General features: G+C 67.6%; 10 protein-coding genes and 1 pseudogene. 5 read left to right on the forward strand and 6 right to left on the reverse strand.

The features are described 5' to 3' along the window. Window position 1: 1 nt before the first annotated feature. Together QR77_RS43645 and QR77_RS16960 are read left to right on the forward strand one after the other, a co-directional pair. Window positions 2-1,894 (forward strand): DUF1998 domain-containing protein, encoded by a 1,893-nt coding sequence (locus QR77_RS43645; protein ID WP_040022671.1) that lies wholly within the window; start codon window positions 2-4, stop codon window positions 1,892-1,894. Beyond that, window positions 1,891-2,991 (forward strand): hypothetical protein, encoded by a 1,101-nt coding sequence (locus QR77_RS16960; protein ID WP_040022672.1) that lies wholly within the window; start codon window positions 1,891-1,893, stop codon window positions 2,989-2,991. The genes QR77_RS43645 and QR77_RS16960 overlap by 4 nt, the downstream gene beginning before the upstream one ends. Before the next feature lie 428 nt (window positions 2,992-3,419). On the opposite strand, the gene QR77_RS16965 is transcribed toward QR77_RS16960, so the two are convergent. Next, on the reverse strand, window positions 3,420-4,637 hold the full coding sequence (locus QR77_RS16965) for an IS110 family transposase (RefSeq protein WP_040022673.1): 1,218 nt from the start codon (window positions 4,635-4,637) through the stop codon (window positions 3,420-3,422). 393 nt (window positions 4,638-5,030) lie between these two features. Here QR77_RS16965 and QR77_RS16970 point away from each other — a divergent pair, with 393 nt between their 5' ends. Next, complete coding sequence (locus QR77_RS16970; RefSeq protein ID WP_040022674.1) at window positions 5,031-5,273, forward strand: hypothetical protein; 243 nt, start codon at window positions 5,031-5,033, stop codon at window positions 5,271-5,273. An 884-nt stretch (window positions 5,274-6,157) separates the two neighbouring features. Continuing rightward, entirely contained in the window at window positions 6,158-6,421 is a 264-nt protein-coding gene (locus QR77_RS48705) for a hypothetical protein (protein WP_236710695.1), read from the forward strand. A gap of 50 nt (window positions 6,422-6,471) precedes the next feature. Here QR77_RS48705 and QR77_RS16985 read toward each other — a convergent pair whose 3' ends face one another. Then, window positions 6,472-7,125 carry a DUF4157 domain-containing protein gene (locus tag QR77_RS16985; RefSeq protein ID WP_052488832.1) on the reverse strand — a complete coding sequence of 218 codons (654 nt, stop codon included), beginning with the start codon at window positions 7,123-7,125 and terminating at the stop codon, window positions 6,472-6,474. A gap of 202 nt (window positions 7,126-7,327) precedes the next feature. Between QR77_RS16985 and QR77_RS16990 the strand changes: the two genes are divergently transcribed. Next, on the forward strand, window positions 7,328-8,725 hold the full coding sequence (locus tag QR77_RS16990) for a hydrolase (protein WP_040022677.1): 1,398 nt from the start codon (window positions 7,328-7,330) through the stop codon (window positions 8,723-8,725). Window positions 8,726-8,821: 96 nt separating this feature from the next. Here the strand turns inward: QR77_RS16990 and QR77_RS16995 are convergent, their stop codons facing one another. From QR77_RS16995 to QR77_RS46700, 4 genes and pseudogenes are all read right to left on the reverse strand, one after another. After that, complete coding sequence (locus QR77_RS16995) at window positions 8,822-11,020, reverse strand: ATP-binding protein (RefSeq protein WP_040022679.1); 2,199 nt, start codon at window positions 11,018-11,020, stop codon at window positions 8,822-8,824. After that, window positions 11,017-11,679 carry a DUF4255 domain-containing protein gene (locus QR77_RS17000; RefSeq protein ID WP_040022681.1) on the reverse strand — a complete coding sequence of 221 codons (663 nt, stop codon included), beginning with the start codon at window positions 11,677-11,679 and terminating at the stop codon, window positions 11,017-11,019. Before QR77_RS17000 ends, QR77_RS16995 begins: the two co-directional genes overlap by 4 nt. Before the next feature lie 167 nt (window positions 11,680-11,846). Further along, complete coding sequence (locus QR77_RS17005; protein ID WP_052489622.1) at window positions 11,847-12,503, reverse strand: LuxR C-terminal-related transcriptional regulator; 657 nt, start codon at window positions 12,501-12,503, stop codon at window positions 11,847-11,849. A 287-nt stretch (window positions 12,504-12,790) separates the two neighbouring features. Next, a pseudogene (locus tag QR77_RS46700) lies at window positions 12,791-13,497 on the reverse strand (zinc ribbon domain-containing protein); the annotation flags it as partial.

Raw genomic sequence — 13,497 nt, forward strand, 5'->3', positions numbered from 1 at the left:
CATGAAGGACGTTCGGCGTAAGGTCCGCAGGTCACAGACGATCGTTCCCTTCGGCGTAGGCGGGATCATCGACCTTCGAGGCGAGTCCTTCGTGGCGGCCGATATTCGTAGTTGGGCAGTGAACGGCGAGCGCGTCGAATCACCCCGACTTGCAGCGAAATTGGGCGTTCAGGGCTTCCGGTCGGCCCCCGTAATCCCCTCCGGGAAAGCCGCCTACGCTGCCCGTATCGGGCCGGTTTATGTACGATTCCCCAAGTGGCTCTTCTGCCCTCAGTGCAGAGAAATGAAGCGCTGGCACTCAGATCTCGAGGTACGGGACAAGCAGCCGACCTGCGGACATTGCGCCGGAAAGTCGCAGCTGGCTCCGATGCGCTTCATCCAAGTGTGCAGGGCCGGCCATATGGCCGACATCGACTGGCATCGATGGGCTCACTCCAAGAGTGAGGGGCATGCTCAGCGCCAATGTCAGCTTCGCCGGCTTCGGTTCGTTGCCAGTCCCGAATCCTCTGGGCTGGATGCCTTGCGCGTCATCTGCGTCGCCTGCCGAGCCGGGCGTGATCTGGCGGGAATCAGCCAGAAGAACATTCTTAAGCAGATCGGATTGCCTTGCCCTGGCACCCACCCCTGGCAATCCGAGACTGATGAGGCGGACACCTGCGAAGAGACACCGCAAGCAGTACAGCGCGGCGCCTCAAATGTATATTTCCCCATCACGCACTCGGCGATCGACATCCCAGAACCTGCGGGACTGCCCGAGGAAGACGAATTGACCCAGAAGGTCGTCAACCACACCCTGTGGCCGGACTTCAACAGCGCAAATGGCAGCCCAATTTCCGATGCCTTCAGAACTGTGATCGCGAACCAATGCGAGGTCACGGAGGAGTTCGTCGAGGCCGTCCGACGCCGATACACCGAAGAGGTTTCGTGGATGCCCTCGAGAGTTGATTCGGACGGTGATCTCAGTATCGCCGAATGGGCGGCCTTTTCCGTTCCTGAATCCGTCGCTGATTCAAAGACCTTCTCCGTACGCCGGACCCATCTCGGGATCAGCCATGATAATCCGAAATCGATGCAGGAGCTGGATTCAGGCATCTCCGCGGTCGTTGTCGCAGACCGAGTACGCGAGGTCCGCGCGCTCGAAGGCTTCTCGCGGTACGAACCCAGTTCCGGCGACAGAGAAGAGGGCGAGGGCGGACACGTCGTGTCGGTCAACACGAACGCCCGCGCGCAATGGCTGCCCGCCATAGAGACGTACGGCGAAGGCATCTTCATCGCCGTCGAAGAGGAGCGTGTGAGCACTTGGGAGAAGCTGCCGGCAGTGCGCGACTGGACGCGACGGATCGAGCGGAACTTGGACGCCTCTTTCAAAGCCGACCGCCTGAGAAGCAAAACGGGTCCTGAACTTCTACCTCGATTCGTGATGCTGCACACCCTGGCCCATCAATTCATTCGCCAACTGTCGTATGACAGCGGGTACAACGCAGCCTCACTGAGAGAACGCGTCTACGCCAGAAGCCACGCCCCAGGCAGTGAACTTCCCGCTCAAGCCGGCGTGTTCATCTACACAGCCGCCGGAGATACAGAAGGGACGCTGGGCGGACTCGTCCGTCAGGGGCAACCACCAAACCTCGTCGAGACTCTGATCCGACTGCTCGAATCGGCACAGTGGTGCTCTCAGGACCCGTTGTGCGCCGACTCGACAGGCAGATCTCTAGCCAACCTCAACCGTGCCGCCTGCCACGCATGCACGCTTCTTCCGGAGACGTGCTGCGAGATCGACAATTCCCTCTTGGACAGGACGCTGTTGATCGGTGACGGCAAGGTCCCGGGATTCTTTCGGCGAGTCATCCAGGCCGCTCTCGAGGAATCGGCCGAAGCCGTCGATCTGCCATGAGAATTCCTTCCCTCCTGGATCTTGAGATCGAGCAGCACGCCGTCCTCGATCTTCCATTCTACGGAAGCCACGTCATCACCGGGATACCTGGCGCCGGAAAGACCGTGATGGCCGTCTACCGCGCGTGGGCGCTGGCAACCGCTGGGCGAGATGTCGTGCTCTTCACGCGCTCCAATCTGCTCCATCAGTACCTGGCCCAAATGGCACCGAGCCTCACGAATACTCTCAACGTCACCACCTACCATCGATGGATCAGAAATTTCTGGCGCGGGCGCTTCAAAACCGATCCCCCACAGACCGACCAGGATGGTTGGAGATACGACTGGATCGAGATGCAGCGGGACTGCATCCTGCAGGAGGTCAGGTCGACCGCGCATCTGGTGATCGACGAGGGACAGAATCTGCCTGTCGCCTTCTATCAGTTGTGCCGCATTCTCGGTGTCGGCATCACCGTCTTTGCAGACGGGAACCAGCGGATCGATGACGAAGAGAGCACCGTGGCCGAAATATGCCGCTTCCTCGGCACACAGGCCGATCCGCTGGTGCTGGGCGACAACCACCGGAACAGTCGAGAGATCGCCAGGCTGGCAGCCCAGTTCCGTCACGAAGCTCGGGACGAGATGCCCATACCGATACGCGTCGGACGTACCCCCACTGTCCTGAAAGTGCCCTCCTTGACGTATCTCCTCGCCGGGGTTGCCCAATACTTCAACGCGCATCCGAAGCGGAGCATCGGAATTATCTGTAGATCGACGCATGCACTGCGGGACGTCCAGAGCGAACTCAGGCATCTAGGACTTGCAAAGCACACCCAGGCCTATGTGCACGGCGATCGAGACCGGGACACCGTCGACTTCTCAACGCGCCCCATCCGGATCGTGAGCACGGCCAGCATGAAGGGCCTGGAGTTCGACAGCGTCTTCGTTCCGGACCTGGACGCGTACGCAGAGGACCCGACCCGCGCTGACGCGCGCCTTAACTTCTTCGTGCTGTGTACTCGCGCCCGCGAGGATCTCCACTTCGCTCACCGGGGCCCCCAAGAGCCCGCCATCCTGTCTGGCATTCCGGAATCCTTGTTGGCCCGACACAGTGGTTGACCCTGCAGCACAGTCATCTCCATCCCGGGTCAGGAGCAGACGTGTGCCTGAACACCGGGCTGGGGGTTCGTAGACTCCGCACTTCACACTCTCGCTGCACAATTCCAGCAGCCCCGAGGGCGAAGCCCGTTGACGAGCACACGGTTCCTCGGCCGGGGCACCGATCAGCAGTGACACGACGATGCGGGCCCGCATGGATGCCCCCTCCACCATCTGGAGTACCGGCTCCGACCTGAGGCGAACGTCAGCGCCTGGACGGATGCCCGGGCAGTGGGCACGGAGCGCAATTCGACGACAGACCGTCCCCGCCGACAGTCCGCATCGAGAGGATCCGAACGTGCCGCAACCGTGCCAGATCCGGGGGGGGTGCCTCTATGTCTTTCGTCAAGGCGCCTCTGTTGGGTTTGGGGTGGTTCGGGGTTGTTGGGTTATGCGGCGAGTTCGACGTCTTTCGGTGTCCGGGATTCATAGAAGGTGCCGTCGCGGAGCATGGCGAATAGGACGCTGATGCGTTGGCGGGCGAGTCTGAGGAGGGCCTGGGTGTGGGTTTTGCCGCGTGCCCGTTGCTTGTCGTAGTAGGTGCGGGAGGCGGGGTCGGCGTTCATGCAGGCGAAGGCGGACAGGAACATCGCGCGTTTGAGCTGCCGGTTGCCGCCTCGGGGTGCGTGTTCGCCGTGGATCGAGGTCCCGGACTGCTTCGTGGTCGGGGCGAGTCCGGCGTAGGAGGCGAGGTGGGCGGCGGTGGGGAAGCTGGTGCCGTCGCCGACGGTGACCAGGAGGACGGCGGCGGTCCTGACGCCGACGCCGGGCATCGACGTCAGGACCGGGGAAAGAGGGTGAGCCTCCAGCAGGGCGTTGATCTGGGCTTCCATCGCCCGGCGCTGGGTGTGGACGGCGGCCAGGGAGGCGGCCAGAGAGGGGATGACGATGTCGAGGGTGCCGGTGCCGGGGACGATGACGGTCTGTTCATCGAGAGCGTCGAAGACATCGTCGATCAACCGGTGGGCCATGCGGGGGGCCTTCGGACGGATCAGCTCCACGAGCCTGCGGCGGCCGGCCTTGCGCAGGGCGGACGGGGAGCCGTGACGCTCCAGGAGCCAGGTGACGGCCTGGTGGTCCAGGCGGGGGCCCAGGACGCGTTCCAGGCTGGGGTGGAACTGGGTGAGCAGGCCGCGTATCCGGTTGGACGTGCGGGTGGCTTCGGCCGCGAGGTCCTGGTCGAAGCCGACAAGGACCGTGAGTTCGGCGGTGATCTCGTCAGTGAGTTCCAGCGAGCGCAGGGTGTGCGGCATGGTGCGGGCGGCGTCCGCGATCACGGCGGCGTCCTTCGCGTCGGTCTTGGCCTCGCCGGGGTAGAGGTCGGCGATCCGCCGCATCGCCAGCCCTGGAAGGTAGGCGACCTCGCAGCCCGCGTCCCGGGCGACCGTGAGCGGCAGGGCGCCGATCGAGGCCGGCTGGTCCACGATCAGCAGTACGGTGCCGAACTTGGCGGCCAGCTTGTCGAAGACGGCCCGCAGCTTGGGTTCGCTGTTGGGCAGCAGCTTGTCGAAGACCTTCTTGCCGGCCGGGGTGAGTCCGTGGCCGTGATGGGCGGTCTTGCCGACGTCCAGGCCGAGGAACACGCCAACGTCGCCGGTGTCGAACATCGTGCTTTCAACTCCTCTGGTGCGGCCGGCCTTGGCATCGGTGTCGTTCTCGCGCATCCACGTTATGCAGACCTGCCGCCCGCGAACTGCCCGGCATTGCACCGGACCGGACGGTGGCCGGACCTCTCATCAGCGTCTCCGACGGCACCTCCCGCGCCCGGTGACACCACCCCCCAGGTCATGCCTTCGACAGGGGGACACAGTCATGCCGGGCCCGGAGGCCAGCGGCCCTCTTGCAGGACCACGGAGAACATAACGGGGAACCGGGCGCAGCTCCAGCGACAGGCAGGAGCAGCCAACAGCGTCCGTAGGAGTCAGTATCCCGCAGGTCAGACCTCAACTCGCCTCGCCTCACGCTCCCAAAGCGGTGGCGGTCATCATCGTCGACCGACGATGATGACGACAGGTAAACAGCTTCCGCGAGGTTGGATTCTGGAGGAGATCCGCACCGTCTTCGGCGACCGAGAGGCCACCCCACTCGACACCGACCGTGTCGCGACGGGTTGGCCGGGACAAGACGAACGGCTCCACCCGGATCTCGTCTTGGGGTTCCACGAACTCTGCACATTAAAGACCTTCAACGACGACCTCTGGTACCTGGGCGCCGTGAACGATGAGGTCAGCATTACCTGCTGAAGCATCTACGACAATCTCTACGAGACACTTCGCGGCCTGTAGGACGACATGTCACTGTCGGTGCCTGTCACTATGGTCCGTGTCGAACTCCTGCACCGCACCGTGCTGTTGACCAACGAGCTCTGCAGTGTGTTGATGCGCGGTGGCTTCACCAGGCAGCGCTCCACCGTGCTTTTCGGCAGCCTTCACCAGTCCCGCCCGAGCTTTCTACGTGCCGGCGTCCTTCCCCGCGATCGGATCTTCGCCGTCCGGGCGTTTGCGTGACTCGCTCTACGTGGTCTGCACAGTGAAGGTCCAAGGCGTCATCGACTGCTCCGACGCCGGCACCGAGATGGCCGATGAGGACTACCCCGAAACTCACTCACCGGCGCCCACTGAAGAGCGGTTGCCTCTCTGAGGCGTTCTCGGTTCACCCGGCACCCCGATCCGGTTTCTCACCGCTGCCTGCCGCGGCGAACGACAGCTCAAGTACGTTGCAGAGGGCTGGCTCCTGCGGGCGTTCAGGGTGCGAGGGGGCTGTCCCCCTGGTTTCGGTTTCGCCGGTAGCCTGGGCGGAAACTCGTCCCGGAGGTGGTCTTTTGACCGGGGTTTCTGAGCTTCTTCTGCGCGTTCGTCATCGGGCCGAGCAGCAGGTGGCGAGCCTGCCGGTGTGCCTCAGTGGGCGGGAGGTCGGGGAGGCTGAGCGTGCCCTTGGGTTCGTTCTGCCGCCTGTGCTCGGGGGGTTGTACCGGTCTGTTGCCAATGGCGGGTTCGGGCCCGAGTACTGTCTGCTGCCGTTGATCGGCGGCGGGCGGTCCGCTGTCGGGGAGTACGAGGCTCTCCGTGCGGGTCCTTCCGCGTGCTGGCCTCGCGGGGTCCTGCCGATCCTCGACTGGGGTTGTGGCATGTACGCCGCCGTCGACTGTCTCGTTCCCGGCGCGCCCGTCCTTCTCTTCGAGCCCGACGCCGTGGGTGACGACTGGGCCGACGCCTGGTTCAAGGACTCGCCGACCCTTGCCCGGTGGCTGCTGTCCTGGCTGGACGGGACCGGCTGGTGGGAGGAGGACGACGTGACCGACGAGGAGGCCGCCTACCTCGGGCCCTGGCCCGACGCCGGCCAGCGTCTTCTCGGGTTCGGGGGCATCTCCCCGTCGTCCGGCCGCTGTTGATCCTCACCTGCCCGTGCCGCCGCGGAATGTGCCCGGGGCCCGGCCCGCCCTCAGGAGCGGGGCTTTGCCTTGACCGGGCTCAGCGGGAGGGGAGTTGCGAGGGCCTGGGTCGCTCCCGCTTCTGCCTCGCGTTCCTTTTCGTCGTTCTTGTCGGAGACCTTCAGGCCGTTCCCCATGTCGGTGCCCGGCACCGATCCCTTCGCCTGCTGGCCGACGTGGATCAGCTCGTGCAGCAGCGTCTTCTTGTTCGAGACATCTCCTACGATCTTCCTGCCCGTCGTGAAAGCGATCGCGCCCAGATCCCGCGCCACCTCCAGGTCCTTCGTGCGGTCGAGGATCTCGACGGACCGGTAGCTGCCCTCGGGGACCTTCAGCCTGCCTTCCGCTTCCCGCTGGACCGGCTCGGGGAGCGGGCGGCCGCGGGATCCGAGGATCTTGCCCACGGCTTCGCGCTGGATGCTGGCGGCGGGGTCCTCACCGTGGCCGCAGCCGGCGTTGTGCTGGTGTGCTTCCCGCTGGAGTACGCGGACCACCGCCGCGTTGCCGATGCTCCGCTGGAGCGCGTGGATCGCGGCCGGCGTGGTGCCGACCCTGCCGAACGGTGCGGGGCTCGGGGCCGGCGAAGGCGTACGGGAGGCCGTACGGGACGCGGAACGGCGCGGCTTCGCCTCGTCTGTTGCCTTGCCCTGGTCCTGCGCGCGCATACGACGAGCCTTTCCGAGGAACACGAGGGAGGTGAGGAACACCAAGGGTCCCCACCATACGTACGCGATCAACAGGCCCCGGCGGAAGGGGAACAAGGGCACCGCCGCCGCCCGCTGAGGGCAGCCGCGCGCGTCTGTTGGGACACTGACTATGTCCCCCTGCCTGCTGACCAAACACGTATTCTGCCGGTATTTTCGTACGGTGAGCCTATGGACTTCCCTTGAGCCGGCGTCAACCACCGTAGACGCGGGCAGTGCAGCCACCGTGCGACTACGGCTTCGCAACACCGGCGACGTGGTTGACGAGTACCGCTTCGTCCCCGTCGGTGAGATCGCGCCCTACGTCACTGTGGAGCCGCAGACCCTCAGGCTCTACCCGGGAACCACCGGAACCGTCCAACTCACCTTCGCGCCGCCGCGTACCCCGGACGCCACCGCCGGGCCCAACCCGTACGCCGTGCAGATCATCCCGACGGAGCACCCCGAGGCGACCACGGTCCCCGAGGGCAACCTCACCATCACGCCGTTCACCGAGATACGGGCCGAACTCGTCCCGCACACCGTCAAGGGCCGCTTCCGGGGACGGCCCAAGCTCGCCATCGACAACGTCGGCAACACCACGCTCACCGCCTCGATCACGGGCAACGACAACGGCGACGAACTCTCGTACGACGTCCACCCCGCCAACGTCCAGATCGAGCCCGGGCGCGCCGCGTTCGTCAACGCGACGCTCAGGCCACGCCAGCTCATCTGGTTCGGGCACAAGCAGCAGCGGCCCTACCGCCTGGCCGTACGCCGTTCCGGCACCACGCCGCTCGACATCGACGGCACGTACATCCAGCGCGGATTCCTCCCCCGCTGGCTCGCCACGCTGCTCAGCCTGCTGCTCATGCTCGCCCTCATCTTCCTTGCCCTCTGGTTCACCAAGGCGGCCGCTGTCACCAGCCAGGCCACCCCGCAGGCCTCGCAGCCCGTCGTCACCACCCTCCCCTCGCCGCCCGCTCAGCCGTCCGCGACGCCGAGCGAGACGCCGTCCCCGTCACCGACCGAGACGCAGGCCGAGGCCGGAGGCGGTGGAGGAGCACCGTCCAAGCCGAAGGCGAAGCCCAAGCCGGACACCGCTTCGGTCGCCGTCACCAAGCTGAACGACAAGGATCCGGGCAGGCACGTCTGTTACCGGGCCTACGTGGCCGACATCGGCTGGCAGCATTCGGTGTGCGACGGCGACATAGCCGGCACGCAGAACGAGGGCCGCGCCATCGAGGCCATCAACATCGCCGTGTCCGGCAGCAGGGCCACATCGGCCAACGCGTTCATCGAGGGCGTCGGTTTCCCGGGTCCCTGGAAGGCCGCCAAGGAGAAGGCCGACATGACCGTCGGAAAGCCCGGTTCGGGGCAGCAGTTGGACCAGCTCGTGATGAGCCTCAGTGACGGTGTCATCTGCGGCAACGCGTTCATCGAGAAGGACCAATGGCTGGGTAAGCAGTGTGACCACCCGGGGGGCTCGGGCAAGTGGATCAGCGTCGGAGTCACGGGCAAGACACTCCACCTCGAAGCCTTCCAGCTCAAGATGGACAACATGGACGGCGTGGACAACTAGGCGCTGTACGGCGGCTGGTGCCCGGGGACCGAACCCGGGTGACCAGCCGTCGGTCACCAACCGCCGGTCACCAACCGCCGGGCAGCAACGCCCGGTTCACCAGCCGCCGTCGTCCAGCACCAGCCGCCCGGCCTTGCGGTACTCGCGCTGCGCGCCCGCCAGCAGGTCCGCCGTCGTGACCGGGTCGCCCCGGCCGGCGGCTGCGTAGGCCGCCGTGACCACGGCGCTGCGGATGGAGCCTCCGGCCAGTTCGAACTCCTGGGCGCACGGGCCCGGGTCGATGTCCGGCGCGCAGGGCACCGAGGCCAGGCTGTGCCGCCACAGCGCCAGGCGCTGGGCCGGGTCGGGGAACGGGAAGTCGACCACCAGGTCCAGCCGTCGGGTGAACGCGTCGTCGATGTTGGACCGCAGGTTGGTCGTCAGCAGGGCGATGCCGTCGAAGGACTCCAGCCGCTGGAGCAGGTACGCGCTCTCCAGGTTGGCGTAGCGGTCGTGTGAGTCCTTGACCTCCGAGCGCCTGCCGAAGACGGCATCGGCCTCGTCGAAGAGCAGCACGGCGTCGGTACGGTCGGCCTCGGTGAAGATCCGTTCCAGGTTCTTCTCGGTCTCGCCGACGTACTTGTCGACGATCGAGGAGAGCTGTACGACATAGAGATCCAGGCCGAGTTCGGCGGCGACCACCTCGGCCGAGAGCGTCTTGCCGGTGCCGGACTCGCCCGCGAAGAGCGCCATGACACCCCGCCCCCGGCCGCCGCCGGCGCTCAACCGCCAGTCGCCGAGCACCTGGTCGCGGTGCCTGGCCCGCAGGGCGAGTTCGTGGAGGTGGGTCAGGGGCTTCTCGGGCAGGACAAGATCGTCCCAGGTCACGGCCGGGCTGATGCGGCGGGCGTGCTGTTCGAGGCCGGACGCCGACTGCTGCCGGGCGGCGAGCCGCAGATGCGCACCGGAGAGCGGGCTGCCCTCGAACGCCGCCAACTCCCGTGCGGCGCGGGCCGCGCGCCGGATCCGGTCGCCGCCGAGCCGGTACGGCGCCACCACCGGCGCCAGGTCGAACCCGGGCTCCCCGGCCGCCTCCCCGATGGCTGCCGACCAGGCGTCGAGGTCGCCCGAGCGCTGCCGGGGCGCGTCGAGTACGAGTGGTTCGCGGTGACGGTCGCACCAGTCCGGGTCGTACGGGCGGGAGCCCACCAGCAGTACGGGTACGTCAGCCACCGCCAGCGCGCGCACCAGGGGCCCGGGGCGTTCCGGCAGGGGGGTCACCACGATGGCACAGCCGCGCAGCCGCGCCTCACGGAGCAGTTCGGGGATCGGGTCGTGGTCGCGCTCGCCGCTCCCCGTATCGCCGCCGGCCTGCTCGCCGTTGCCCGAATCACCGGCGAGCACGGGCCTGTTGGGGGTGGCGGGGGTGAAGTGCAGCGCCTCCAGGCCGGCCGCTTCGAGGGCGGCGGCGGCGCACGCGAGCCCGTCGCCGTCGCGGAGTTGGCGCAGGTAGACCGTGAGCGGACCGGCCGCCAGGCGCTTCGCCAGCCGCTGTGTCAGCGTGTCGAACTGCACCTGGGTCCCGAGCGGCGGAAGCGGACCGGCGTAGCCGTCGAGTACGGAGTCCTGCGTGTCGTCGCCGAGCAGATGGGACACGACCCGGTCGGGGACGCTCAACGAACGGCTGAGGAAGGGCCGTTCGGATTCCTCCACGCGGATCAGGCCCAGCGCGGGGAGCGCCGCCGACGGATGGAAACAGGCCCGTGCCTCGGTCGAGTACGCGGGCAGGCCGCAGAGTTCGAGGGCGAGGCCGACGGTCGCGCGGCGGCGGCTGACGTCGTCGTTGAGGTAGCCGTACAGCGGCTCGAAGGTGCGGTCGAGGTCGGGAGCGAGCGCGAGCAGCAGGACGTCGACGTCGAGAGCGGTGAGGCCGAGCCGGACGGCGAGCGCGTACAGCCGGTCGCTGCCGTCATCCGCCGGGCCGTCGCCCGCCGAGACGTCGCCCGCCGAGACGTCGCCCGCCGAGACGTCGCCCGCCACGAAGTCATCCGCCGGGCCGTCGCCCTCAGCGAAGTCCCCCGCCGGGAAGTCCCCCGCCGGGACCGCGTCGTCCGCCGCCGGGACCGCCTCGTCCTCCGCCCCCGCCTCGTCGTCCGCAGGACGCAGCGCGTACCGCACCGCCTCCTCGGACAGGTACAGGCCGCGCAGCGGGTCGGCGGCCGTCGGGTCGTCGGCGCTGCGCCGCTCCACCAACTCCGCGACCCTGTCGCGCAGTTGGGCGAGCCGTCCGAGCAGCGCCCAGGCGGACGTACTCACTCCGGCACCGCCTGACCTGCCTGGCCCGCCTCGGTCACCGCGCCGGCCAGCGGCCGCGGGTAGTACCGCTCGGGTGAGTCGCCCACACTCCCGTCGTTCGTGCGCACCCGCACCCCGAGCTCGATGACCGGAGGCCCGGCGTCGTACTCCGGGAAGGACGGAATGGGCACAGTGATCACGACGTCGATGGACGGCTTGAGTTCACCGCCGAGCGCCGACCAGACCTCGGCGCTGGAGCGGGCGTCCAGGTTCCCGGCCACGGTCAGGGGCACGGTGAGGCCGAGCGCGGCCAGTGAGCCCGTCAGTTGGGCCGGCTGGAGCAGTTCGTGGGGCAGCAGTGTGGCGAGTACGGCAGCGAGCATCCGGTGCTCGTCCTGCGGGCGTTTGGTCCAGGCGGTGACGAGGTACGCGAGCCGGAACCAGCGCGGCGGCAGACGCCGGCGCAGCACCACTCCCCGCTCGTCCTTGACCTCTGTCATCCCGCTCTCGCGCCGCTTGGCATCCTCGCGGATGTCGTACAGGTACGCGTCGATGGTCGGGGCGTTGCGCCGGGCCGCCCAGTCCCGGGTCGGCGCTTCGAAGGCGATCTCCACGCCGGTGCCCGTCAGCGCGCCTCCGGACAGCAGTCCCTTGAGGACCTCGTCCACCTCGTGGATCACCCGCCGCACCCTTCACTGTCTCGGGAAACGGGTCCGCCGCTCGGTACGGCGCACCCGGTGGCCATTCCTGCCTCGCCGGGAGCACTTCCCCGGCAAACGCGCCGGGGACCGTACAGGAGCAGCTCCCGTCGCTCCCCAGCGTCCCCGGCGAAGATCCGAACGGACCGTCAGATGTAGCCCTCACGCAGGGCGTACGCCACGGCATGCGCCCGGTTACGGAGCCGCAGCCGGGTCGTCAGGCCGTGCATCACGTTCTTCACGGTGCGTTCGGAGTACGAGAGCTTGCTCGCGATCTCGCCGGTGTCCATTCCCTCGGCGACCAGCCTGAGCACATCGACCTCGCGCGGCGCGAGGCCGTGCATGGGAGCGTCGGACGAGCCGGCGACCCCGCGTTGCATGGTGCCGACCTGGGCGATCAGCCGCCCTAACAGGTCGGCGGGAAGGTCTCCGTCACCACGGGACGCGGCCACCACCGCCTGCTGGAGCCGGTGTCCGGTGGCCTCGTGCCGCCACACTATGGCGCCGACCCCGCATTCGATCACCTGGAGCAGATCCGCTTCCCGGATCGAGCTGGCGACCAGCACCCCACGGGTGCCCTCGGTCCGTATCAGCCGCCGCAGCGACGACAGAGTGGGCTCGTCCAGCGCGTCGGCCGCCACCAGAACAGCCACCGCACCGGGCCGGCCACTCACCTCGTCGACCAGCTCGATCGACGGCTGATGGCAGAGTTGGCTCTTCACTCCGGCCAGCGAGACGGGGTCCGGCGCGTGCACCGCGACCGGGATGGTGGTTACGGGCGCCGAAACTCCGGAAGACGTTCGCACGGCCGCACCCCAATATCCCGTCATAGGCATGTGGAACAAGCCTACTCTCCTGTGATCGAAGGGCCGTTCGAGGGTGTGGCCCACCATGCGACCCGGGCCCCGGTGACACCGACCTTCTCCCGCCTGGAAAGGCGGTGTCGGGTCGGTGTCACCGAGTTCAGCGACGCCGTACGGAGGGGCCCGGCGCGGTCCGCAAACGGAACCTGGACCGGCCGGCCGGCGGTGCCTACGCCGAGCCGGCCGTACGCCGAGCCGACCTATGCCATGGCCCCCGCCCCCGTGTGCCGCTACGAGCTGCCTGAGCTGGAAGGCCCGAAGAACTCGATCTCCGCGATGGCCACTTGCTTGTCGGCCGTAGCACCGAAGGCCGAACGCAGGATGAAGCGGACGGAGGTGACATCCTGGACCCGGAAAGCACGGGCCTGCCCGCCGCTGGCCCCGTCCAGCGTGACGAAACGGCTCTGCTTCTTGCCGTCCGCCGTGGTGACGACCGCTTCAATACGCTGCGGAAGAGCGGACTTCGAGAGATCCATCGGCTGGGCCGACTCGCCCGAGGTGAAGACGATGTCGAGCAGATGGGTCGGCTGGTCGAAGTCGGCCTCGACCCACTCCCCGGCACCGGACTGGTTCTTGCCGGAACCCCACCAGGTGTTGTTGATCTTGTCGAAGGCGAGCGCGGGGCCATGTCCGGGCCACGAGTGCGAGGCCTTGTACGAATTGGCAGCGATCGGCGCGCGCTTGGTGAAGTGGTCGCGCACCGCCTGCACCGCCGTACCGACGTTGAGCGCGGCGGTCACCACCAACGCGAGCACCACCGCGCCGACCACCCAGGTCCAGATGCGGCCCAGGCCACGGCGCAGACGGGGCCTCTCACCGGCCCACGGCACCCGCCGCTCACCGAGCCCCGGCAGCCGGCGCCACCACGGCAGCCTGCGGCCGGGCTCGTCCGGACGGCCGACCATGGACAGGGCGCAACGGCGGCAGAAGTGGCGGT

It is taken from the genome of Streptomyces sp. 150FB (assembly GCF_000818195.1).
Lineage (GTDB): Bacteria > Actinomycetota > Actinomycetes > Streptomycetales > Streptomycetaceae > Streptomyces.

What these genes read in the sequence shown, in the direction of transcription:
- QR77_RS16970 (WP_040022674.1), top strand. Translation starts at nt 5,031, where the DNA reads ATGATGACGACAGGTAAACAGCTTCCGCGAGGTTGGATTCTGGAGGAG.
- QR77_RS43645 (WP_040022671.1), top strand. Translation starts at nt 2, where the DNA reads ATGAAGGACGTTCGGCGTAAGGTCCGCAGGTCACAGACGATCGTTCCC.
- QR77_RS16960 (WP_040022672.1), top strand. Translation starts at nt 1,891, where the DNA reads ATGAGAATTCCTTCCCTCCTGGATCTTGAGATCGAGCAGCACGCCGTC.
- QR77_RS48705 (WP_236710695.1), top strand. Translation starts at nt 6,158, where the DNA reads ATGTACGCCGCCGTCGACTGTCTCGTTCCCGGCGCGCCCGTCCTTCTC.
- QR77_RS16985 (WP_052488832.1), bottom strand. Translation starts at nt 7,125, where the DNA reads ATGCGCGCGCAGGACCAGGGCAAGGCAACAGACGAGGCGAAGCCGCGC.
- QR77_RS16965 (WP_040022673.1), bottom strand. Translation starts at nt 4,637, where the DNA reads ATGTTCGACACCGGCGACGTTGGCGTGTTCCTCGGCCTGGACGTCGGC.